Raw genomic sequence first — 22968 nt, forward strand, 5'->3', positions numbered from 1 at the left:
CAGCAGGAAAATCACGTAAGTAATGCCCATCAGCACCAGCAGCGTGGGCAGGAAAACACCGCTGATATCCAGATCACCGATCATAAAGGCGCTCCATCGATGCCATGGGGAAGCGGTTCTTCGAGTTCGCCCGTGCCGACAAATTCCACCCCCGGCAACAGTGCCAGGCGCAGCCCGCTCAGGGCGTGGAGCAAGTGCAGGCGCGCCCCTTCGTCACACTCGGTGGTGAGCGCACGGCGGGTACGATCGAGCGTCATCTGCAGGGCCGTCGGCGCGGGCAAGCGTTCGTCCGCCTTGAGGCAGGCCTTGAAGTAGCCGCCAACTTCCGCCACTACCTGGTGCAGCAGCGTCTGCGGAACGCCTGTGACCCGTGGCGTGTAGGCCAGCAAGTCGAGCAGGTTCAACGCCACGCGCACTTCGCGCAGGGCAATGCCGGTGTCCTGGCCGGTCATCGCCAGCCGCGGCAGGTGCTGCATCAGGCGATCGAGCATCTGCACGCCCAGGTGCCGATGTTCGGACAGGGTCGCCGGCTCGGTGAGGCTGACAATGTCGCGCCAGCTGAACCGGGTCAGGCGCTTGGCCGCCAGTTCGGCGCCGAACGGGCGCGCCACCAGCGTCCAGATAAACGCGAACAACAGACCAATCGGCCCCGCCAGGTTGGAGTTCACGAAGGCGAAAAAGTCCGCATCGTAAGCGCCCTGAATGCTGATGAACGACGAGGTGTTGACCAGCGTCAGCAGCATGCCGAGGTAGAACTGCGGCTTGACCGTCAGGGTGCCAATGCAAATGAACGGGACCGCGAACGCCAGCACCAGCATCGGAAAGTCATGCAGGTTGGGCAGGACCAGAAACAGGTACAGGCTGGCGAACACCACCGACATCGCCGTCCAGAAGAAAAACCGGTAAATCTGCGGCGCCGGGTCGTCCATCGAGGCGAAGAAGCTGCACGCCACGGCCGCGAGAATCACTGCAGCGCCGCCGTCAGTCCAGCCGAGCAGGATCCACAGCACCGACGCCACGATGATCGCAGTGACCGTCGATGCCGCCGAATACAACATCAGCCCACGATCCAGGAACGGCGAGAGCCGGCCCAGGCGCCAGTGCCGATACACCGCGCGCCAGCTGTCCTGGCTTTCGCACTCAATGGCATGCTGCAGGCTGCGGCAGTCCTGCCACAGGTCGATCCATTCACCTAGGCGATAGATGGCATTGGAGAACAACAGTTGCCTGCGATCATCCAGCGCCTCGGCGCCAGGTTGCAGGGCTTCGAGTTGGTTTTTCAGGGCCTGCCAGCGATGCAGGTCGGCGTCCTTGTGTTCGAGCCATTGGGTGGTGGCCGCCAGCAACGGGGCAAATTTCTCCACCAGCTCGGGAGTACGCCGCTCCAGGGCATACAGTGCATCGTCCAGGGCATCAATCACTGGAAGCAGATGAATCATCCGCCCACGCAGCTCTTTGGTATTGCGCACGGTTTGTGGCCGGGCACCCTCGTGACGCAACTGGCCGATCATCAGTTCCAGGGTGTTGAAGGTCGCGACCATCGAGGCCCGCAGAGCGCTGACTTCATCGGGCTGCACCTGGCGATTGAGAAACCGCAGGCTGTAAGTCGAAGCGTCGGTAAACCATTTGCCCACCGAGTCGTTGAACACCGGCGCCAGCCGGCGCGGCCAGAACATCGCGCCAACCACCGCAGCTACTGCGATACCGAGGAAAATTTCCTCCGTACGCGCTTCGGCCACATCCCACACCGCCAACGGGTTATCCACCACCGGCAAGGCGATCAGCGGCAAGGTGTAGCCAGCGAGCATCAAGGCATAGCTGTTGGCAGTACGCAGGTGCAGGGACAGAAACAGCAACGTCCCGGTCCATAGCGCGATCACCACCACCAGTACGTAAGGGCTTTGCACGAACATCGGCACGAAGAAAACCGCTGCCATAGCGCCTAGAAAAGTCCCGACCGCACGGTACAGCGCCTTGGAACTGGTGGGGCCGACAAAAGGGCTGGAGACGATATATACCGTGGCCATCGCCCAATATGGACGGGGCATTTGCATGAGCATGGCGATGTAGAGCGCGATCATGGAGGCGGCAAACGTGCGAACCCCGTAGAACCAGTCCCGCGCAGGGGGCATGCCGGTAAAAAATCCGCTCACGAGCCAGTCACCGACGGCGCGTTCGCCGCTTCGAACGCCCGAAGCACCCGCAACGTAGCTTCCAGATCGCTTTGATCGATGCCTTCAAGCACCTCGTGACGCAAGCGCACCAGTTCGATCTCGACGGCCTGCACCAGTTCACGACCGCTGTCGGTCAGGCTCAAGCACTTGGCCCGGCGATCGTGCGCATCTTCGGTACGGCAGACGTAACCCGAATGACACAACTGATCGAGCAGACGCACCAGCGACGGACTCTCCATCCCGGCTGCTTGCGCCACCTGCACCTGCCGCACGCCCTCGCCCAACCGCCCGATCATCAACAACGGCACGGCGCAGGCTTCGGAGATTCCATAGTTGACCAGCGTGGTCTGGCAGATCTTCCGCCAATGCCTGGCGGCCACCACCATGGCACTGCTGATATTCATCTGGAGAGCGTCGAGGTTCTTCGGCACGAGACAATGCACACACTGTTAGTTTGCTAACTATCAATATCGCATTGGAGGGGAAATTCAGTCAAGTTTTGAAACAATTGTCTCGCGAGCGGTCGACTTATCCTCCCCGCCCCTTTCTCAACAACACATTCAACTGGTCAACCACCTCCGCCCAGTCCGCATCATCCAGAATTTCGTCCCGCAGGAACGTTGCCTGGCTCTGGGTCCAGAAGAATGCGTCCGCCAGGTGCAGTTCCGGCTTGAGCGGCGAGTGGGTGGCGATGAACTGGTCGATGCTGACCGGATCGTCGGCCAGCCCCAGCTGCTTGAACAGAGAGGGCAAGCTATGTGTTGGGGATTCCATGTCAGGCTTCCTATGGTGATCAAGAAGTAATCGCGAGCAGACTCGTCCCCACAGTTGAGCGCATTTTCCCTGCGGGAGCGAGCCTGCTCGCGAATAGAGGTCGCTGACGCCGCAGAATTCAATCACTCACCTCGACGACCTGCGCGTGCGGCACCATTTTCAAGTACTGCGGCACACTCATGTGCAGCAGGTTGTTGTGATTACCCGCCTCCAGGTAGATGTCTTTTTGCCGCGTCAGCAACGGGTCGATGACCATGTCCAGGCCGTAGGACTCACCCAGCGCCGGCACCGCTCCGCGTTCGCAGTCATTGAACAGGTGCGCCAGGTTGCTTTCACGAGTGATCTGCCACTCCCGCTGCCGCGGACCTTGCTCAAGTCCAGGTGCCGACTGGCCGGCAGGACGGCCATCAGGTAACGCCCATGGTGATCATCCAGGATCACCGACTTGGCCACTCGTTCGGCCGGAATACCGGCGACACGCGCGGTTTCCAGGCTGCTGGCCGAGTGAGGGTGACTGACGATGTCAAATTCGCAGTTGGCCTTTTCCAGGCTGCTCTGCACAGTTTTTGCCATACGCATGATGCACCTCGGTGTCCGCATGGATTACCCGCGGACGATGGTTAAACCCATTGGCTCCATTACAAAAGTCTAGGCCCGCCAAGGCGATCGCGGGGGAAATCCGCTCATCGGGCCAGTGTGCCGATTGATCAAAATTCATACAGCCGAGCCCTCAACTAGACTGAATACAGAGCCACTTGTTGACTCTCCAGGAGGGTCACGTGAACACCCGTTGTTGTGCGACTGCAATATTACTGGTGAGCGGATCAGCTTTCGCGGCGGACCCGGTCGTGCTGCTGGGCGCCAACCCGATCGGCGTTTGGCTGATTATCTTCGGCCTTGGTTTCCTGATCGCTGAAGCAGCCCTGCCTAATTATGGGGTCATGGGCCTGGGCGGCATCGTGATGTTCGTAATTGGCGCGGTGATCCTGACCAATACCGAAGTCCCGGTACCAATGATGCTCGGCCTGGGGCTGGTCAGCGGGTTGCTGCTGGTCTTCCTGCTGGTGCGCGCCCTCAAAACCCGACCGCGCCACGCCGTCAGTGGCGATGCCGGCCTGCTCGGCAGCGTGACGGCGATCACCACCGTGCAACCGGGCGATGCGCGCAATGGCTGGGTACAACTGCAAGGCGAGCGCTGGCAAGTGCTCAGCGCCACACCGCTGCAAACCGGGCAATCGGTGCGCGTGGTGGCTCGCAAGGGATTGTTGCTGCAAGTGGCCGCGGCTGACGCGGCGCCGCTCGGAGAGTGATCATGGGTCTGCAAATAGGTTTTGTTGCGCTGCTGTTATTGGTGATTGCCCTGGCCGGGTCGACGTTCCGCATCCTGCGCGAATACGAACGCGGCGTGGTGTTCCAGCTCGGGCGGTTCTGGCAGGTCAAAGGGCCTGGATTGATCCTGCTGATTCCGGTGGTGCAGCAAATGGTTCGGGTCGACCTGCGCACCGTCGTCCTCGACGTACCGCCGCAAGACGTGATCACCCGCGACAACGTCTCGGTCAAGGTCAACGCGGTGCTGTATTTCCGCGTGCTCGATCCGCAGAAGGCGATTATTCAGGTCGAGGATTTTCTTTCCGCCACCAGCCAACTGGCGCAGACGACATTACGCGCGGTGCTCGGCAAGCATGAACTGGATGAGCTGTTGGCAGAGCGTGAACAGTTGAACATCGACATCCAGCAGGTGCTCGACGCACAGACTGACGCCTGGGGCATCAAGGTTGCCAACGTCGAAATCAAGCACGTCGACCTCAACGAATCGATGGTGCGGGCCATCGCCAAACAGGCTGAAGCCGAACGCGAACGACGGGCCAAGGTGATCCACGCCGAGGGCGAATTGCAGGCGTCGGAAAAACTCATGCAGGCGGCTGAAATGCTCGGGCGGCAGCCTGGCGCCATGCAGTTGCGCTACATGCAGACGTTGAGTTCGATTGCCGGGGACAAGAGTTCGACGATTGTCTTCCCGCTGCCGATCGAATTACTTAAAGGGATGGCGGATTTTTCTGGGAAGGGTTGAAGAGCCGGCCGCGGCAGATGCGGTTCCCTCGGGAGCGGGCTTGCTTGCGAAAGCGCTGCCTTAGTCAGCATGGATACTGAATGTGACGGCATCTTTCGCGGGCAAGCCCGCTCCCACAGGGATTTGTGGTGTCGATTCGAGTTGAGTCGTTCGAGCTCCCACAGTTTCTGCAATTCGCCTTACCAATCGTAAGTCAGGCTCGACACCACAGTCCGGCCATCGCCGTAGTAGCAATCCCACTCACTGACGCAACTGGCGACGTATTCCTTGTCCGTCAGGTTCTTCACGTTCAGCGCCAGCTTCACGCCTTTGAGGCGAAATGCCGAGGTGCCGAGGTCGTAAGTCAGGCTGGCGTCGTACACGGTGTAGGACGGGATCTGGAATGCGCCTTCGTAGTCATCGCCGTAACTGCCGCGGGCATAACGCGCACCCAGGCCGGCGCCCAATCCTGACAAGGGTGTATCGCCGAGCAAGGTGTAGTTGACCCAGAGCGCGGCTGTCAGCGGTGGATTGCCCGCCGGGTGGCGACCTTTGCGGCCGTCGTTGTCCTTGGTGTACTTGATGTCGTTGCGCGACGCCGAAGCGATCACGTCCAGTGCCTCGGTCAGCTCTGCCTTGGCTTCGAGCTCGATGCCTTTGGAGCGTATGGCGCCGCTCTGGTTGCTGAACCCGGGGTTGCCAAGATCGGTGGTCAGGATGTTTTCCTGTTCCAGCTCATAAGCGGAAATCTGCACGAAGCTGTTCTGCCCCGGTGGCTGGTATTTCACGCCCGCCTCGTACTGCTTGCCGGTGGAAGGGTCGAACGCTTTGCCCTGGACGTTGGTGCCACTGAGCGGCAGGAACGATTCCGAGTAGCTGATAAAGGGTGCCAAGCCGTTATCGAACAGGTAGACGATGCCGCCGCGGCCGGTGAATTTCTCATCCTTGCTGCTGGTGTGAGCGCCGCTGAGCGGTTGCTTGTTATCGGTCTCGGCCCAGTCGTAACGACCGCCGAGGACGAAGATCCACTGGTCGAGCTTGATCTGGTCCTGGGCGTATAAACCGGTCTGGGTGATGGTGTTGTCCCAGCGATAGTTGTTGCCGAAATTCAACGGCTGGCCATAGGTCGGCGTGAACAAGTCGATGATCGGCGGGTTGTAGTCGTACAGGCCGTCGAACTTTGAATTGAAGTGGTAGTAATCAAGGCCGACGATTGCCGTATGGCTGAATGGACCGGTATCGAATTCGGCCTGGGCGATGTTATCCACGCCGAAGACTTTGTTGTCCTGTTGCCAGTCCACGCCGTAGCGGGTCTGGTAACGCTGGTCGTTCTGCCCGGTGATGGGGTTGGTGACGAACCGGTAACCGTGCAGCGGCGCGGTGTAGTGGTCGTTGACACGGGCGTAGCGCGCATTCTGCTTCAAGGTCCAGACGTCGTTCAGGCGGTGGGAAAACTCGTAGCCGAACGCGTACTGCTCACGGTGGTAGTCGTTGACGCCGGGCTCACCGAGGAACAGGTCACGGTCGATCTTGCCGTTGGGGTTGTCGAACAGCGTGCCGACTGCTGGCAAGCCCTGGGCCTCGGGCACGCCTTTGTCTTTCTGGTACTGGGCGAACACTGTCAGGCTGGTGTCTTCACTCGGCCGCCAGGTGAAACTGGGCGCGATGAACTGGCGCCGTTCTTCGACGTAATCGATTTCGTCATTGCTGTCGTTGGCCAGGGCGGTCAGGCGATAGAGGAACTTGCCCTCGTCATCCAGCGGACCACCGAGGTCGATGGCCGCGCTCTTATGGTCATAGCTGCCGGCCTCGAATTTGATTTGATGCAGGGGCGTTTCGGTCGGGCGCTTGCTGACCAGATTGACGATACCGCCTGGCTGATTCTGCCCATACAGCACCGACGCCGGGCCCTTGAGCACCTCGATCCGCTCGAGCGAGTAAGGCTCGATCTGCAGCGCACCACCGGTACTGCCGCCGCCATAGGGCAGGTGCAGGCCATCGAGGTACAACGGTGTAGGCGAGAACCCGCGCGAGGTCGGCTCATCGAAAATCTTCACCCGGTCAGAGAACCCCCGCCCGTGATGCCCGGCGTATAGCGCAGGGCTTCGGTGACACTTTGCGCACTGCGTGAGTTGATCTCGGCGGCGGTGACGACGTTGATGGTTTGCGGAATTTCTACCAGCGCCGCATCGGTCTTGGTCCCGGTGGCACTGCGCTTGGCAACGATGCCAGCGACCGGGCCCCAGGCATTTTCCAGCGCCTCGGTGGCATTCACCTGGGTAACGCCCAGTTGTAGCGGACCGTCTTGCGCGACGGCTTGCAACGACCAGCCGCCCTGAGCGTAAACGGCCTGCAAGCCACTGCCTGCCAGCACGCGCTCAAGACCTCGAGCCACATCGAACCGCCCCTGCAACCCGGTGCTGCGCTTGCCCGAGGGTGAGCTGAGCGTCCACCGACAGTAGAATCCCCCGCCTGACTGGCAAAACGATTCAGGACCTGATCGAGATTGCCGGCGCCGATGCTGTACTGGCGCACCTGGCTGACGCTTGCCTCTTCAGCCCAAGACAGGGACGGCAGCATCGGTGTAGTGGCCAGCAGGGTGGCGAACACGCCGCGGCGCATTACACCATTCAAAGGAAAATCTTCTGTGTCGGGCGGTGTGGCATTCCGGAACTCCCCATGAGAATGCTTCTTGATTTGCTTTCAAGAGGTATCCCGAACGGGGATGAAAACCGACAAGCATTTGGTTGATTTATTTTTCAGCATCAGGCGCGACGTTTTACCGTCACCCAGTAACGGGTCACGGACTCGACATGCACCGGCAACGTGCGCTCGAGGGCGGCCAGCACCGCGTCGGTGTCATCGAGCGGGAACACCCCGGTCAACAGCAGCTGGGAGGCCGCCTCGTCGCAACGAATCCAGCCCGGTCGATAACGCGCCAGCTCGGCCAGGAAACGCCCCAGCGGTTGCCGCTCGGCCACCAGCCGGCCCTGGCTCCAGCTGCTGTCATCTGGATTTGCAGGTTGCTTGTGGCCCGCACCGTCGCTGCTGAACCAGAGGCTGTCGCCGGCATTCAGTGTGTGCGGTGGCGCCATGGCGCGGGCTGATGCGCAATTGGCCTTCGTACAGTTCAACTCGCGCGCCGTCGTCCATTTCACGCACCGAGAAGCGGGTCCCCAGCGCCTGGACATCGCCGCTGGCGGTTTCCACGATCAATGGGCGGATCGGATCGTGCCCACTGCTGAGCAGGATTTCGCCGCTGAGCAAGCGAATACGGCGCTCCTGCGCGGTGAAGCGCAGGTCGACTGCCGTGTTGCTATTGAGGTCGAGCCGGGTGCCATCGCTCAGGGTCATGTGCCTGATTTCACCGGTCGCCGTGCGGTGCTCAGCGAACGTCGAGCGCCAGGACACCTGGTTTTGCAGGAGATATCCGCTGCCGCCAGCCACCAGCAACAGGCCGAGCATTTTCAGCGCTGCCCGGCGCTGCGGATCGGGACTGTCTCGCAGCACCGCCCGAGCGCACCCCGCAGGTACCGCGCCGAAGGTTTCCTGCAGCTGCTGCAATCGCTGCCAGGCGCGCCGATGCTCAGGATGGGCGTGCTGCCAGTTGGAGAATGCCTTGCGTTGGTCCGCATCCAGTTCGCCGCCCCAATGCAGCATCAGCCATTCACTGGCCTGCTCGACGATCGCGGTATCGATCGGAGCATCAAGCGCCCGGCTCATGATTCGTAGACCAACTGGTAGCAGGCAAGGATCGCCCGGGTCATGTACTTCTGCACCGAGCTGACGGTCACCCCGAGCCGCTCGGCAATCTGCGCATAGCTCAGGCCTTCGAATTGCGACAGCAGGAATGCCTGGCGTACGTTGTCCGGCATACGGTCGAGCATCGCGTCGATCTGGGTCAGGGTTTCGAGGATCAGGGCGCGAGTCTCCAGGGACGGCGACTCAGGCTCCGGCAGATGCGCGATGCTTTCCAGATAGGCGCGCTCGATCCGCAGCCGCCGCCACTGGTCGATCACCAGGTTGCGGGCAATCTGCGTCAAATAGCTGCGGCTCTCCAGCGGGCCGGGCAGGCGCCCAGATACCAGAAGGCGCAAAAACGTATCCTGGGCCACATCCGCCGCATGCTCACGATCCCCCAGGCGCTTGCGCAGCCAGCCTTGCAACCAGCCATGGTTATCGCGGTAAAGACGATGGAGAGAGTCGTTGCCGTCAGTTGCTGCGTCCATGGGTGGTCTACGTGTGTGATTGATAGCAATTATCATTACACTTTACGCAGCAACTGGCAAAACGACATTGATCAACGGCTAACTGTGGCTGCCTCAAGCGGATACACCGACTCCCATCCACCGCCCAGCGCTTTGTACAAGCCAACCATCGCCAACGACACCCCGGTCGAGCTCTCTACCCACTGTTCCTGGGTCGCCAGCAGTTCGCCTTGTACGGTGAGTACGTTGACGAAATCGACTACGCCCTCGACGTATTGCCGTTGCGCGGTGGTCAGTGCGATCTGGTTCTGGCGCACGGCTTCGGCCAGGCTGTCGCGACGCCGCTGGCTGGCATTGTAGGCGCTCAGCTGATCATCGATTTCGTGCCACGCGCGCAGGACAGTTTGCTGATAGGCGATAGCCGCTTCCTGTTGCTGGGCTTCGCGCAGGTTGAGCACGCCGCGCAGGCGACCGCCGTCGAACAAGGGCAGGCTGAACTGCGGACCGATGCCGAATGCGCGAGAACCCCAGCTACCGAAATCACTCAACTGCATCGCTTGGGAGCCGACGTTGCCTGACAAGGTAATCCGTGGATAAAAATCGCCTTTGGCCACGCCAATACTCGCGGTGGCAGCGTGCAGCCGTGCTTCGGCCTGACGGATATCCGGTCGTCGCTCGGCCAGTTGCGAAGGCAAGCCAATGGCGATCTGGCTTGGGCTCTGCGGTACCGGTGCATCGGCGGCCAATTCAGCGGACAGCGCATGGGGCGGTTCCCCCATCAACAGGCTCAACGCGTTGATCAACTGCGACTGGCGTTGCTCAAGCGCCGGCAGGCGCGACTCGATGGCGGACACTTGCGCAGCGGCTTCGGCGACGTCCAGGTCCGTGGCGACGCCGTCGGCCAGGCGCAGCTGTGACAGCTTGAGGCTGTGCCGGGCGACGTCGAGGTTTTGTTCGGTGACTGCTCGTGTGCCTTGTACTCCGCGCAGCTGGATGTAGTCCCGGGCGGTTTCGGCGAGCACCGACAGCAGTACCCCGCGACGATCATTTTCGGCGACTTCGAGGGTGGCATCGGCAGCCTCGGTCTCGCGCCGCACCCGGCCCCAGAAATCCAGCTCCCAGGACGCCGAGAAGCCGGCGTCCCACAAATTGAAGGCCGAGTCACCGTTGTTGCCCGAAGGGTCGTTCAAGCCTTCGCCGCTGTTGCGTTTACGCCCATAGCTGCCGGTGGCGGCGGTGTTGGGGTAACGGTCGGCGGTGATCACCTGGCGTGCTGCGCGGCTTTGCTGCAAGCGACTGCTGGCGAGTTTGAGGTCCAAGTTGTCGGTCAGGGCGCGCTGGGTGAGCGCTGAAAGTTTGGGATCGTTGAAGACTTCCCACCAGCGCTCGTCCATGTTTTCGGCGACCGCCTGACTCGCGGCCGCCTTGGTGGGCTGCGACCAGTCGGCCATTTGCTGTACCTGGGGTTTCTGGAAGTCGGGGCCGACCGTGCAGGCTGAGAGGCTTATTACCAGTAAGGCACAGAGGGTGAGTTTTGGCTTGCGGCCTCTTCGCGGGCAAGCCCGCTCCCACAGGTGATCAGAGCCCAGGCAAAACGTGGGGGAATGAATCAGGCCCCTTGTGGGAGCGGGCTTGCTCGCGAAAGCGCCGGCCCAATCAACCAATCCGTTCATCGTTGCGCCACCTCATGCTTATCGGTCGCGGCAGTATCGATACTCGCCTCCACCGACATCCCCACCCGCAGTCGCTCGGCCAGTGGCTGCCCCGGCTCCAGCACAATCTTCACCGGAATCCGCTGCACCACTTTGGTAAAGTTGCCGGTGGCGTTGTCCGGCTTCACCGCCGCAAAGGTCACGCCGGTGGCCGGAGCGATACTCTCGACGCGGCCACGCAGGGCTTCACCGCCGAGACTATCGACGTGCACTTGCACTTGCTGCCCGGGCTGCACATCGGTCAATTGCGTTTCCTGAAAGTTGGCCACCACATAGGCCTGCTGCAACGGCACCACCGCCAGCAGCTTGCTGCCCGGCGTCACATAGGCGCCAACCCGCACGGCACGCTCGCCGACCATGCCGTCCTGCGGCGCGGTGATGCGCGTGTAGGAAAGTTCAAAACTGGCGATTTCCAGCGCCGCTTGTGCGTGCTTCAAAGTGCCTTCGGCGGCATCACGCTGCGCGGTGAGGACTTCGACCTGCTTGCGTTCGGCGGCCAGTTTTGCGCTCGCGGTGTCCAGCCGCGCGGAGGCCTGATCGATGCGCGTACGGGCCTGTTGCGCGTTCTGCACGGTGCCGGCACCGACGCCTGCCAAATGGTTGTAGCGATTCAATTCCTGCTGGGCGAAGGCCATTTCTGCCTTGGCCGATACCACGCTCGCTTGCGCCTGGGCGATCACGGAAGTCTGGCGCTCCAGCGTTGCCCGCACATTCTGCAATTGCGCACGGGCGACCAGTGTCTGCGCATCAGCCGCTTCGGCGGCAGCACGCAAATCGCGATCATCGATCAGCGCCAGCAACTGCCCGGCCTTCACCCGCTGGTTGTCCTCCACCAGCACTTCCTTGATGAAGCCGGCCACGCGCGGCACCACCAAGGTGAAATCAGCGGAGACGAACGCGTCATTGGTGTTCTGCTGCGTACGCTTGCCAAACAAACCGGGTGCCAGCAGGTAAATCAATACGCCAAGCGTAACCACCGCCGCGATGCCGACGGCCGCTTTTTTCCTGGAGAGAGTCGTCATAAAAACCTTCTGTTTCGTGGAGCGTTCAAGTCGGGGCCCGGGGCGGATAGATCCGCGTTGGCATCCAGAAAATCAGCAGGATCAGCGCCATTGCGACGCCGGCCATGCACAGGTAGAGATCCGATGCGGTGAGCACGACGACCTGCTGGTGCAAACGGTGAGCGAGGCCGGCACTGTCACTGTCCGCCAGGGGCGAATTGCCGAGACGGTCGACCAGCATGGTCGAGTGAAAATGTTGTCTTGCGGTGGTCAGCGCCTCAATCACGCCGGTGGCGATCACCGCCGACAGGCCCTTGACCGTGTTGAACCATGCCGAGGCAAACGGCCCGTCCATTGGCTGAATGCTGCCGGTCGAGAGCATCAACAACGGCAACACCGACATCGGCTGGCCGAAAATCTGCAGCCATTGCAGGACGTAGAAATTGTCGCGAATCCATTCCGCGGTCAGCAGCGACCCGCCCAGGCAGGACAGCACCAGCATGCTCAAACCGATCCCCAACACCCAGCGGCAATCGACCCAGCGCAAGTTGCACAGCGCGGCCACCAGCGGCAGCGCGAGCAACTGCGGCAACGCCGCGATCAGCATGATCGGCGCGGTCTGCACCGGGCGATAACCCTGCACTTGCGCCAGATAGCTCGACGGAATCAACACCACCGCTTGCAGCACCACCAGCACGCCGGCCAGGGTCATCAGCGCGAACGACAGGTTGCGGATGCCGAGCATCTGCATTTTGAAAAACGGAATCGGCTGCGACCACTCGTTGATCAATAAAGCCACCAACAGCAAAGATCCACAGCCGAGCAGCGCGCAGATCAGATTGGACTCAAACCAGTCCAGCCGATTGCCCTGCAACAGGCCGATCACCAGCATGCAGATCGCCGGAAAACCCAGCAGCAGCCCTTTCCAGTTGAACGTCTTGAGGCGCTCCAGGCGAAGCGGATCCTGCGGAATGCCGTAAGCCACCATGACCATGGCAATCAGGCACGGCCCGATGATTTGCCAGAACGTCCATTGCCAGCCGAAGTATTCAGTCCACAACCCGGCCAGCGGTGTGCCGAGGCCAGGGCCGAAAGTGGCCGTCAGCGCGTAACCGGCCAAGCCATAGAGTTTGAAATTCGGCGGCAGGAAGCGCAGCGCGACGGTCATCAGCATCGGCGGCAATGCACCGCCGGCCAGGCCCTGCAGGGTACGCATCAGCAGCAGGCTTTCGTAATTCGGGGCGAACGGACAAAGCACGCCGAGCACGGTAAATACGCCGATGGCCCAGAGCGTGAACCGGCGCAGAGAGAAGGTCACCGAACACCACGGAGCGAAGGCCATGGCCGCCACCGATGTAGCGGTGTAGCTGGCGACCAGCCAGGTACCTTCGTCGTAACCAATGGCCAGCGCACCGCGGATGTCGGCGAGGGCCACCTTGGTGACCATCTCGTTCAGGCCGGACACCAGCACGGCGATGAGCACGCCGACCAGGCCGATGATAATCCGCGGGCCGAATACCGGGGGCGAAGCAGCGGCCGTGGCGACAGGTGCCGGGACCGTGAGGGAAGTCATGTACTGCAGGCTCCGGGATTTGAATACCCGGCTATTTTATGAAGGGTGGCAGCTGACGAAAATCAACTTATTGGCAGGTTATAAGTGCGTGGGGCGCAATCGTCATAAAAGATCAAAAGATCGCAGCCTTCGGCAGCTCCTACAGGCATACCTGAAGGTGACTGCGATCCTCTGATCTTTTAAGGCTGCGCCGCCGACCAAGTCTCATCACAACACGACTTCAACGTCTCACGCAGCCAGCGATGCGCCGGATCCTTGTCGAAACGCGGGTGCCAAGCCTGGGTCAGCATCAACGTCGGCAACGGGATCGGCAGGTCAAACGAGCGCAGCTTCAGGCCTAACCGCCGCACGCTGAGCAACGCCTCCTTGGGCACCGGCAAGATCAGATCGGAATCAGGCAAGGCAAACATCGCTGCATGGAAACTCGGCGCAATCACCGCCACCCGCCGCTCCAGGCCCAAAGCGTTCAACGCCGTATCGATAGGGCCGCGAGCAATGCCACGGCGGGACATGCTGATGTGAGAAAACCCGGCGTAGCGTTCCGCAGTGATTTCGCCGTCGAGCAGCGGATGATCCTCGCGCACCAGGCCGACGAAATGGGTGGAAAACAGATTCTGCACTTTGACTTCCGGGCTGACGGGGCGAGTGTTGCTCACGCTCAGGTCTATCCGCCCTTCACGCAGCGCTTCATCGTCGCCATCACCTTCCGGGACAAAGCGCAGCTCACAGTGCGGCGCCTGGCGCTCCATGGTGTCGAACAGTTTGCCGCCGTACACGCCAATGAAAAAGTCATTGGCGCGAATGCTGAAGCGTCGGCGCAAAGTACTCAGATCGACGTCGTCAGCCGAGCGGAACAGCAGCGCAGCCTGCTCGACCACATCGCGAACCTGCTCACGCAGCTCCAGCGCTTTGGGCGTCGGCACCAGCCCCCGACCGGCGCGCACCAGAATCGGATCACCGATGGCTTCGCGGATTCGTGTCAGCGTGCGGCTCATCGCCGCCGGGCTGAGGTTCATCCGCCGCGCGGCACCGACCACACTGCCCTCGTCGAGCAAGGCGTCGAGGGCGACCAGAAGATTCATGTCCGGGAGTTGCATGTTGAGCACTCGTAAACGATCAGGATTGACTTAGGCGCAATCCTAACAGTGAACGTGCACCCTGTAGGAGCAAAGCTTGCTCGCGATGAGCGATGACGCGTTGATCAGTTAGACAGCGTTACGGCAATCGTGAGCAAGCTTTGCTCCCCAGGTTAAGAGAGGTGAAGGCTTACCGCTGCATCCCCCAGCGTTTAACGGTCACCCGCTCCAGCGTGTCGAACACCAGGTTCTCCACCAGCAAGCCGATCAGGATCACCACCGCCAAACCGGCAAACACCTTGTCGGTGTACAGCTCATTGCGATTCTGGAAGATGTACCAACCCAGTCCACCCTTACCGCTGGTCGCCCCAAACACCAGTTCAGCCGCGATCAACGTGCGCCAGGCAAACGCCCAGCCAATCTTCAGCCCGGCAAGAATCGACGGCAACGCCGCCGGAATCAGGATGAACAGCACAAAGCGCATGCCCTTCAGCCCGTAATTGCGCCCGGCCATGCGCAGGGTTTCCGACACACCGAGAAACCCCGCGTAGGTGTTCAGCGCCAGCGCCCACAGCACCGAATGCACCAGTACAAAAATCAGACTGTTCTGCCCCAGCCCAAACCACAGCAGGGCCAGCGGCAGCAAGGCAATCGCCGGCAGCGGATTGAACATCGAAGTCAGCGTGCTCAGCAGATCCCGTCCAAACTGGGTCGAAACCGCCAGCGTGGTCAGGGCAAACGCCAACACGATACCGATCAGATAGCCCTTGAGCAGCACCACCAGCGATATCCACACCTTGCCCAACAATTCACCGCTGAGCAGACCGTCGTACAGCGCATGGCTGGTTTGTACAAAACTGGGTAGCAGCAGATCGTTGTTCTGCACCCGGGCGACGATTTCCCAGATGACCGCGAGCAAAATCAGGATCAGGCTTTTACGCAGCCAACCCTGTTGCCAAAGCGCTGGCGCAACGGCAGCTCACGCTCAACCGGAACACTCAACAGTGGCTGCAGGTCAGTTTCAAACTCTTTACGCGGGGATGATAAAAGGCTCATCGGGCACTCCTCTCAATGGCTCAATAAGCGATGCGGATATCGGAAAAATCCAGCTCACGCTCGGTTTCCGGCGACTGGCCTTCATCGAACAGCAACCGGTGAATCCGGCGCGCCGACGCTTGAAATTGCGATCCTCCGAGGCTGTGCAAATCGTATTGATGGCTGTGGACTTCCGCCCGCACTCGTCCCGGATGGGGCGACAGGAGGAGGATGCGATTGCCCACCACCAAAGCTTCTTCGATGGAGTGAGTGACGAACAGCAAGGTGAAGCGCACCTCTTCCCATAGCAGCAGCAGCTCTTCCTGCATCTTGCGCCGGGTTAGGGCGTCGAGGGCGGCGAAGGGCTCGTCCATGAGCAGGATTTTGGGCTGCATGGCCAAGGCGCGAGCGATGGCGACACGCGCCTTCATGCCACCGGACAGGGTATGCGGGTAGGCATCGGCGAACGCACCCAGACCAACCTTGTCGAGGTAGTGCAGCGCGCGCTCTTCAGCTTCTTTGCGCTTGAGAGTTTTAGAGGCCAGCAGCGGAAACATGACGTTCTGCTTCACGGTTTTCCAGGGCGGGAGCTGGTCGAATTCCTGAAACACCACGATGCGGTCCGGCCCCGGCGCGTCGACGCGCTGACCTTGCAGACGAATCTCGCCTTCGCACGGCGCAATGAATCCTGCGACGGCTTTGAGCAACGTCGATTTGCCGCAACCGGAGGGGCCAAGGAGCACGAAGCGATCCTGCTGATCGACTTCGAAACTGACCTGGTGAGTGGCCCGCACCACCCGTTGCGGCGTGCGGTATTCAAGGCTGACTTGATCCACCGCCAACAGCGCTTGCGCAGTGGCGATCGGGTTGCTGGCCGCGTGGCCTGGCAAAGGGGCGTTCATGTCGGTCAGCTCCCTTGCAGCGGTTTGGCATCCTGGAAGAAGTAGTCCTTCCACGACTCAGGCTTGTTCTTGATCGCGCCGACGCGGTAGAGGAACTCGGCCAGTGGATAAGTGTTTTTCGGCGTAACGCTGAATTCGAACTGCGGGTTGTCGATGATTTTCAGCAAGGCCGCGCGGTCGATCTTGGCTTTGGTCACGCGGATGTAAGTGTCGGCCGCCGCGCCTTTATCGTTCTGCGCGAATTGCGCGGCTTCGGTCAGCGCTTCGACGAAGGCTTTGTAGGTTTTCGGATTGTCGTTGCGGAATTTCTCGGTGGCGAACAACACGGTCGGCGAGTTCGGGCCGAGCACGTCGTAGGAATTGAGCACGACATGCACGTTCGGGTTTTCCAGCGCCTGATCCTGGAACGGCGGATTGGAGAAATGCCCGGTCAACTCGGTGCCACCGGCGATCAGCGCCGCAGTGGCGTCCGGGTGCGGAACGGCGATGGTGTACTTGTCGAGGCGATTGAATTCCTTGTCGCCCCACTGCCTGGCCGCTGCGTATTGCAGGAAACGCGACTGCACGGAGACGCCCACCGCCGGCACCGCAATACGATCCTTCTCGGTGAAGTCAGCAATGGTTTTGACCTTGGGATTGTTGCTCACCAGGTAGTAAGGAAAGTTGCCCAGCGAGGCCACGGCTTTGACGTTCTGCTTGCCATGGGTGCGATCCCAGATAGTCAGCAACGGCCCGACGCCAGCGCCGGCAATGTCGATGGAGCCGGAGAGCAGCGCATCGTTGACCGCGGCGCCACCGGACAGCTGCGTCCAGTCGACCTTGATATCAAGGCCTTCCTGCTTGCCGTACTTCTCGATCAGGCCCTGATCGCGCACCACGTTGAGCAATAAATAGACAATGCCGAACTGTTCGGCGATGCGGATTTCACCCTCGGCGTGGGCTGCGGTCGGCGCCACCAGGCTGCCGGCGATCAGGCTGAAACCGAGACCGATGGCGGCGGCCAGCGGTGCAAATGGAAGACGTTTGGACATGATCGAATCTCCGGCGAATCAGAAAGGCGCGTCGCCCTGAATGGTCGTGCGAAACAGCTTGCGGCGCAGATGACTTGGGCATCCGGCGGCGAGGTGGATCAGCGAGCGGTTGTCCCAGAACACCATGTCGTGGGGCTGCCACTGATGGCGGTAGATGTTTTGCGGCAGGACGCTGTGGGCGTAGAGCTCGGCGAGCAGTTGTTGGCTCTCGTCCTCTGGCAGGCCGACGATGCGCGTGGTGAAACCTTCACTGACGAACAGCGCCTTGCGGCCGTTTTCCGGGTGGGTACGCACGATCGGGTGCACCACTTCGGCGACCTGCGCCAACTGCTCCGGCGTCAGGGTCGGACGCCAGTTGCCTTCGAATTTGGTTTCGCTGTAGCGCGCCGTGTACGAATGCGCGGCAGAGCGCCCTTCGACCGCTTTGCGCAGCGCTTCGGGCAGGTTGTCCCAGGCTTTGTGCATGTCAGCGAACAAGGTGTCGCCACCTTCGGATGGCAGTTCCTGCGCGTGCAGCATCGAGCCGAGACTTGGCAGCTCTTTATAAGAGAGGTCGGAGTGCCAGAATTTGCCGGCATCGCCGAGGCCGATGTTCTGGCCGTTTTCGACGATATTGGAAACGATGAGGATTTCCGGGTGATTGGCCAGCAAGAACTGCTTGAGCACATGGATCTGCAACACGCCGAAGCGGCGGCTAAAGTCGATCTGCTGTTGCGGGGTGATGCGTTGGTCACGGAACACCACGACATGGTGATCCAGATGCGCTCGGTGAATGCGGGCGAAATCCTGATCATTGATCGGGCGGGACAGGTCAAGGCCGATGATTTCGGCACCGACAGCACCGCTGAACGGGCGAATCTCGAAGGCTTGCGGCGCGGCGCTCGCGGCGCTTGGGGAAGCAGTAGCTGCGGACATCTTTCAATCTCCCACGCACGGCGCGCTCATGGGCGCGCGCGTCGATCAGAAACTCACGCTGGATTGCGTGTTGGTTCAGGTCGTGCGGCGCGCCGATTGGTCGGCAGGTACGCAGGGGAGTGACTTTATAGCTATAAGAATTGGAAATTAAATACCGTTAGCGAATAACGATATGGCGAATGGTGAGGAATGGACTGGATGGTGAGTGACGGTTTTTGTCACTTATGGGCAGGATGTGGCGAATGGGGCGGACGCCTTCGCGAGCAAGCTCGGCTCCTACAGGGCTGGGTTGAACGCAATTTTGCGTTCGACACATAACCTGTAGGAGCCGAGCTTGCTCGCGATGAGGCCGGCAGCAGCGCTGAAAATCTAGCGTTCGTGCAACGCCTCGGCCCGTGCGCGGATGATCGGCTTGAGCAGGTAGCTCAGCACCGACTTCTTGCCAGTGATGATGTCCACCGACGCAACCATTCCCGGGATGATCAGTAACGGCTTGTCATCAGTACCCAAGTGGCTGCGCTCAGTGCGCACCTTGATCACGTAGTAGGTGGTTTTCTTGTCTTCGTCGGTGATGGTGTCAGCGCCGATCTGCTCCAGCTGGGCCTTCAGCCCGCCATAAATGGTGTAGTCATACGCGGTGAATTTCACTATCGCTTCCTGCCCCGGATGCAGGAAGGCAATGTCCTGTGGACGGATCTTCGCTTCGACAAGGAGGGTGTCGTCCAGCGGGACGATCTCGACCATGTCGCTACCCGGCTGGATCACGCCGCCGATGGTGTTGACCAGCAACTTGTTGACGATGCCGCGCACTGGCGAGGTGACCAACGTACGGCTGACGCGATCTTCCAGGGCCTTGCCGGTCGCACTGGCCTTGTTCAGGTCGGTGCGCGCTTCGTTAAGCTGGGTCAGCGCTTCGCTGCGAAATTTGCCGCGGGTTTCATCAATTTTGCGCTGCACTTCCTTGATCGCCGACTCGGCACGCGGGATTGCCAGCGTGGTGGCGTCGAGCTGCCCACGGGTTTCCACTTCGGCACGCTTAAGTCGCAGCACTTCAACCGGGGACACCGCTCCCTGCGCCACCAGCGGCTCGGACATGTTGATTTCCTGACGCTGCAAGCCGAGTTGCTGACGATACTGCGCTTGCTTGGAGCCGAATTCGCGCAGCTCTTGCTGACGCTGAATCAACTGCTCCTGCAAGCCACCGATCTCGTCGTGCAGTTGCTGACGGCGGCTGATGTACAGCGATTCTTCGCTTTTCGCCTGACCCGGCACGGCTTTGAGCACGTCCTCGGGGAAATTCAGCGGACGGTCGTCGACCTCGGCGCTCAGACGCTCGACGCGCAGCAACATCGACAGCCGATCAGCTTCGGTTTCACCAACGTTGGAGGCAAAACGCGTGTCGTCGAGACGAATCAGCGGCGCGCCGGCTTCAACAATCTGGCCTTCCTTGACGAACAGCTCAGAGACGATGCCGCCCTCAAGGTTCTGGATCTTCTGAATCTTCGACGACGGAATCGCCTTGCCGTCGCCCTTGGTCACTTCATCGATCACGGCGAAGTTGGCCCACAGCATCAGGAATACGAAGAAGCCGATGATCGCCCAGATGGTCAGGCGCACGACGCGCGGGGCGTCCTCGATCAGTGCCTTGTTGACCTCCGGCAATGGCTGGCCCTGCAGCGAGGCAGTGCCCTTGAAGTAGCGACGGATCGAATCCTTGAAACCCGACTTAAGCAACACTGATTTGCCCCTTTTTCAACGCTTCCATCACCACGGCTTTCGGCCCATCGGCGAGTATCTGCCCACGGTCGATGACGATCAGGCGATCGACCAGCGACAACAGCGAGGCACGGTGCGTCACCAGCACCACGGTCTTGTTTTCAATCACCGCTGCGAGGCGTTGCTTGAGGCGTTCTTCACCGGTGTTATCCATGGCGCTGGTCGGCTCATCGAGCAGCAGTATCGGCGGGTTGAGCAGCAGGGCCCGGGCCAGGGCCACGTTCTGCCGCTGACCGCCAGACAGGTTTTGCCCCCGCTCACCCACCTGCAACTCATACCCCTGCGGGTGCAGGCGGGCGAATTCATGGACGCCAGCCAGTTCGGCGGCTTGCAGGACCATTTCGTCTTCCACGTAACGTGCGCCGGAGACCAGGTTGTCGCGCAGCGTGCCGGACAGCAGCTGGATGTCCTGCGGCACGTAGCCGATGTTGTAGCGCAGTTCGCTGACGTCGATCTGGCGGATATCCACCCCGTCCACCAGCAACGCGCCGTCATCCGGTTGATACAGGCCGACCAGCAGTTTTGCCAGCGAACTCTTGCCCGAACCGCTGCGGCCGATGATGCCGATTTTCTCGCCGGGACGAATCACCAGGTTGATGTTCTTCAGCGCCGGGTTCTGTTGTTCCGGGTAGGTGAAATTGAGCTGGCGGCACTCGATGGCGCCTTGCAGAACCTTGCGGCTCAGCGGGCGCTCTTCGAAGTTGCGCTCCTGCGGCAGCTCCATCATCTGGTCGACCGAGGTCATGGTCACCCGCGCCTGCTGATAACGGGTCAGCAGACCCGACAGCGATGCCAACGGACTGAGCGCGCGGCCGCTGAGCATGTAGCAGGCAATCAGACCGCCCATGCTCAAGTGACCATCGATGATCTGGTACACGCCGAAGACGATCATGATCACCCCGGCCAATTGCTGAATCAGCAAGGTGATATTCATCGCCAGGCCGGAGAGCATTTTCACCCGCAGTTCGAGGCGGCTGAGGGTGCCGATGGTCTGTTCCCACTGATATTGGCGTTCGCTCTCGGCGTTGTTGACCTTGACCGCGTCGAGGCCGGCGAGGGTTTCGATCAGGCTCGACTGGCGCTCGGCGCCGAGGGCCATGGTGCGTTCCATGGTCGCGACCAGTGGCTTCTGCAAGGCGTAGCCGATCAGCAAGGCAATCGGGAAGGCCAGCACCGGAATCCACACCAGATGCCCGCCGAGAATGGCGATGACGATGAAAATCAGGATGGTGAACGGCAGGTCGATCAGGCTGGTCAGGGTCAGCGACGCGAGGAAGTCGCGCAGGCTCTGAAACTCGTGGATGTTCTGCGCAAAGCTGCCGACCCGCGCCGGGCGGTATTTCATCGCCATGCCGACGATGCGCTCGAACAGCGTCGCGGAGATGATCAGGTCGGTTTTCTTACCGGCAAGATCCAGGCACAGGCTGCGCAGGCTCTTGAGGATCAGGTCGAAAATGTACGCGCCAGTGATGCCCAGGGCGAGTACCCACAGGGTTGCTTCGGCCTGGTTCGGTACCACGCGGTCATAGACGTTCATCACGAACAGCGGCGCGGCCATGGCGATGATGTTGATCAGGAAACTCGCCGCGATCGCATCGGCATACAGCCAGCGGGAACGCTTGAGGGTGTCGCGAAACCACGACCGCGCGCGGGGAATGAGCGTGCCGTGATTGACGTCGAATTTATGTTGGGGTTGGGCGAAGAACACTTTGCCTATGTAGTCGTCGGCCAGCAATTCTCGAGCGACGAGACTCTCGCCGCCGTCGCTTTCGCTCAACAGCAGGCGAGCCTGGTCTTCGCCATGCCAGCCGAGAAGGACGGCGCTTCGACCGTCCTTGAGCAGCAGCAGCGCGGGCATTGCGATCTCTGGTATCTGCTCCAGCTTGCGCACCAGCACTCGCCCTTGCAGGCCAGCACGGGCCGCAGCGCGCGGCAGCAACTCAACACTCAGTCGCTGCTTGGGCAATGGCAGGCCTGTGGTCAACATCGCCGCGCTGGCGGGCTTCTGGTGCAGCATGCAAAGGGCGAGCAGACCATCCAGTAATGGATCGTCGTGCAACGCGCGTGGATCATGACTGAGATGAACTCGACTGACTTCTGATTCCACGCTCGACACTCTTGGCTAACAATTGAACGATTAAGGTTCTGCTCAATCCGTACCGGGCAGTTGGACCTTGGCTTCACGCTGTTCTGCACAACGGATGCCAACGGTGCGACCACTCCCTGGCTTCTGAGCAACTCGCCCATGGTCGCCTTGATTCGGTACTGAGTAAATAACTGAATGTTTCTGATCCACGCAGAGCTCGGATTGTTGACGCGTTGCTGAGAAGTACGCCGCAAATCCGGCAACAGCAACTTGCGACATCCCTGAACGTCATGCGGCGCGATTCAATTCCTGCGAATACCCCCAAGACCCAGTCCAGGGAAAATGAGGCAAAACGAGCAATCAACAGAAATGGTCGGACTGGATTGTTCGTCAATGGGCAGTCTGGATACTTGATAATTTGTTGTCCTGAATCACTGCAAAACGTGCAGTCACAGGGGATCCTGAGCAGACCCTATACCGTATGTCGGAAAGTTCAAAACAGGAACTGGATCACACGCTGAAGGACAGGTCGCCGCGGAAATATCAATGTGACATTAGTGGGGCGATTGTTTAGGATGGCACCCAGAAGGTCAATAGTTTGGCATAAAGTTAATAGCGAAAGAATATAGCCAAATTATTGACGATTAACCGCGTC

Annotated in this window: 17 protein-coding genes and 5 pseudogenes; 2 read left to right on the forward strand and 20 right to left on the reverse strand. The window is 60.6% G+C overall.

Annotated elements, in window-relative coordinates:
* The 5 genes and pseudogenes from JFT80_RS11290 to JFT80_RS11310 form a co-directional block, all read right to left on the reverse strand.
* A pseudogene (locus tag JFT80_RS11290) lies at positions 1-84 on the reverse strand (DUF1656 domain-containing protein); the annotation flags it as partial.
* Complete coding sequence (locus tag JFT80_RS11295; protein ID WP_201147912.1) at positions 81-2153, reverse strand: FUSC family protein; 2073 nt, start codon at positions 2151-2153, stop codon at positions 81-83. The gene JFT80_RS11295 and the pseudogene JFT80_RS11290, both read right to left, overlap by 4 nt.
* Entirely contained in the window at positions 2150-2578 is a 429-nt protein-coding gene (locus JFT80_RS11300) for a MarR family winged helix-turn-helix transcriptional regulator (protein ID WP_201147913.1), read from the reverse strand. Before JFT80_RS11300 ends, JFT80_RS11295 begins: the two co-directional genes overlap by 4 nt.
* A gap of 124 nt (positions 2579-2702) precedes the next feature.
* A complete protein-coding gene (locus JFT80_RS11305) occupies positions 2703-2948 on the reverse strand; it encodes a DUF2789 domain-containing protein (RefSeq protein WP_201147914.1) in 246 nt (81 codons plus the stop codon).
* Between the two features lie 118 nt (positions 2949-3066).
* Positions 3067-3527: pseudogene (locus tag JFT80_RS11310) on the reverse strand (aminoacyl-tRNA deacylase).
* 200 nt (positions 3528-3727) lie between these two features.
* Here JFT80_RS11310 and JFT80_RS11315 point away from each other — a divergent pair.
* Both JFT80_RS11315 and JFT80_RS11320 read left to right on the forward strand, forming a co-directional pair.
* On the forward strand, positions 3728-4258 hold the full coding sequence (locus tag JFT80_RS11315) for an NfeD family protein (RefSeq protein ID WP_201147915.1): 531 nt from the start codon (positions 3728-3730) through the stop codon (positions 4256-4258).
* A gap of 2 nt (positions 4259-4260) precedes the next feature.
* Positions 4261-5019 (forward strand): slipin family protein, encoded by a 759-nt coding sequence (locus JFT80_RS11320; RefSeq protein WP_201147916.1) that lies wholly within the window; start codon positions 4261-4263, stop codon positions 5017-5019.
* 179 nt (positions 5020-5198) lie between these two features.
* Here the strand turns inward: JFT80_RS11320 and JFT80_RS11325 are convergent, their stop codons facing one another.
* The 15 genes and pseudogenes from JFT80_RS11325 to JFT80_RS25470 form a co-directional block, all read right to left on the reverse strand.
* The gene (locus JFT80_RS11325) at positions 5199-7055 is read right to left on the reverse strand and encodes a TonB-dependent siderophore receptor (protein WP_374091344.1); all 1857 of its coding nucleotides are present in this window, start codon (positions 7053-7055) and stop codon (positions 5199-5201) included.
* A complete protein-coding gene (locus tag JFT80_RS25465) occupies positions 7052-7393 on the reverse strand; it encodes a TonB-dependent receptor plug domain-containing protein (protein WP_374091345.1) in 342 nt (113 codons plus the stop codon). Before JFT80_RS25465 ends, JFT80_RS11325 begins: the two co-directional genes overlap by 4 nt.
* A 370-nt stretch (positions 7394-7763) precedes the next feature.
* Positions 7764-8721 (reverse strand): annotated as a pseudogene (locus tag JFT80_RS11330) (FecR domain-containing protein).
* Complete coding sequence (locus JFT80_RS11335) at positions 8718-9227, reverse strand: sigma-70 family RNA polymerase sigma factor (RefSeq protein ID WP_122840815.1); 510 nt, start codon at positions 9225-9227, stop codon at positions 8718-8720. Before JFT80_RS11335 ends, JFT80_RS11330 begins: the two are co-directional and overlap by 4 nt.
* Before the next feature lie 71 nt (positions 9228-9298).
* Entirely contained in the window at positions 9299-10879 is a 1581-nt protein-coding gene (locus JFT80_RS11340; protein WP_201147917.1) for an efflux transporter outer membrane subunit, read from the reverse strand.
* Positions 10876-11940, reverse strand: a complete 1065-nt coding sequence (locus JFT80_RS11345; protein WP_201147918.1) for an HlyD family secretion protein — start codon at positions 11938-11940, stop codon at positions 10876-10878. The genes JFT80_RS11340 and JFT80_RS11345 overlap by 4 nt, the downstream gene beginning before the upstream one ends.
* 25 nt (positions 11941-11965) lie before the next feature.
* Positions 11966-13492: an MFS transporter gene (locus JFT80_RS11350; RefSeq protein WP_201147919.1), complete on the reverse strand. Its 1527-nt coding sequence runs from the start codon at positions 13490-13492 to the stop codon at positions 11966-11968.
* A gap of 179 nt (positions 13493-13671) precedes the next feature.
* Entirely contained in the window at positions 13672-14589 is a 918-nt protein-coding gene (locus JFT80_RS11355; protein WP_201147920.1) for a LysR family transcriptional regulator, read from the reverse strand.
* A 169-nt stretch (positions 14590-14758) separates the two neighbouring features.
* Positions 14759-15624: pseudogene (locus JFT80_RS11360) on the reverse strand (ABC transporter permease).
* A gap of 20 nt (positions 15625-15644) precedes the next feature.
* Positions 15645-16505: an ABC transporter ATP-binding protein gene (locus JFT80_RS11365; protein WP_201147921.1), complete on the reverse strand. Its 861-nt coding sequence runs from the start codon at positions 16503-16505 to the stop codon at positions 15645-15647.
* 5 nt (positions 16506-16510) lie between these two features.
* The gene (locus JFT80_RS11370) at positions 16511-17536 is read right to left on the reverse strand and encodes an ABC transporter substrate-binding protein (protein ID WP_201147922.1); all 1026 of its coding nucleotides are present in this window, start codon (positions 17534-17536) and stop codon (positions 16511-16513) included.
* 18 nt (positions 17537-17554) lie between these two features.
* Positions 17555-18451: a TauD/TfdA family dioxygenase gene (locus JFT80_RS11375; RefSeq protein ID WP_201147923.1), complete on the reverse strand. Its 897-nt coding sequence runs from the start codon at positions 18449-18451 to the stop codon at positions 17555-17557.
* Between the two features lie 369 nt (positions 18452-18820).
* Positions 18821-20188, reverse strand: coding sequence for an HlyD family type I secretion periplasmic adaptor subunit (locus JFT80_RS11380; RefSeq protein ID WP_201147924.1), 1368 nt, complete (start codon positions 20186-20188; stop codon positions 18821-18823).
* Positions 20178-22334: a type I secretion system permease/ATPase gene (locus tag JFT80_RS11385; protein WP_201147925.1), complete on the reverse strand. Its 2157-nt coding sequence runs from the start codon at positions 22332-22334 to the stop codon at positions 20178-20180. Before JFT80_RS11385 ends, JFT80_RS11380 begins: the two co-directional genes overlap by 11 nt.
* Positions 22335-22376: 42 nt before the next feature.
* A pseudogene (locus tag JFT80_RS25470) lies at positions 22377-22525 on the reverse strand (channel protein TolC); the annotation flags it as partial.
* Between the last annotated feature and the right edge of the window lie 443 nt (positions 22526-22968).

It is taken from the genome of Pseudomonas sp. TH10 (genome assembly GCF_016651255.1).
Taxonomy (GTDB): Bacteria; Pseudomonadota; Gammaproteobacteria; order Pseudomonadales; family Pseudomonadaceae; genus Aquipseudomonas.

What these genes read in the sequence shown, in the direction of transcription:
- JFT80_RS11320 (WP_201147916.1), top strand. Translation starts at nt 4,261, where the DNA reads ATGGGTCTGCAAATAGGTTTTGTTGCGCTGCTGTTATTGGTGATTGCC.
- JFT80_RS11340 (WP_201147917.1), bottom strand. Translation starts at nt 10,879, where the DNA reads ATGAACGGATTGGTTGATTGGGCCGGCGCTTTCGCGAGCAAGCCCGCT.
- JFT80_RS11305 (WP_201147914.1), bottom strand. Translation starts at nt 2,948, where the DNA reads ATGGAATCCCCAACACATAGCTTGCCCTCTCTGTTCAAGCAGCTGGGG.
- JFT80_RS11300 (WP_201147913.1), bottom strand. Translation starts at nt 2,578, where the DNA reads ATGAATATCAGCAGTGCCATGGTGGTGGCCGCCAGGCATTGGCGGAAG.
- JFT80_RS11350 (WP_201147919.1), bottom strand. Translation starts at nt 13,492, where the DNA reads ATGACTTCCCTCACGGTCCCGGCACCTGTCGCCACGGCCGCTGCTTCG.
- JFT80_RS11355 (WP_201147920.1), bottom strand. Translation starts at nt 14,589, where the DNA reads ATGCAACTCCCGGACATGAATCTTCTGGTCGCCCTCGACGCCTTGCTC.
- JFT80_RS11345 (WP_201147918.1), bottom strand. Translation starts at nt 11,940, where the DNA reads ATGACGACTCTCTCCAGGAAAAAAGCGGCCGTCGGCATCGCGGCGGTG.
- JFT80_RS11370 (WP_201147922.1), bottom strand. Translation starts at nt 17,536, where the DNA reads ATGTCCAAACGTCTTCCATTTGCACCGCTGGCCGCCGCCATCGGTCTC.
- JFT80_RS11375 (WP_201147923.1), bottom strand. Translation starts at nt 18,451, where the DNA reads ATGTCCGCAGCTACTGCTTCCCCAAGCGCCGCGAGCGCCGCGCCGCAA.
- JFT80_RS11365 (WP_201147921.1), bottom strand. Translation starts at nt 16,505, where the DNA reads ATGAACGCCCCTTTGCCAGGCCACGCGGCCAGCAACCCGATCGCCACT.
- JFT80_RS11335 (WP_122840815.1), bottom strand. Translation starts at nt 9,227, where the DNA reads ATGGACGCAGCAACTGACGGCAACGACTCTCTCCATCGTCTTTACCGC.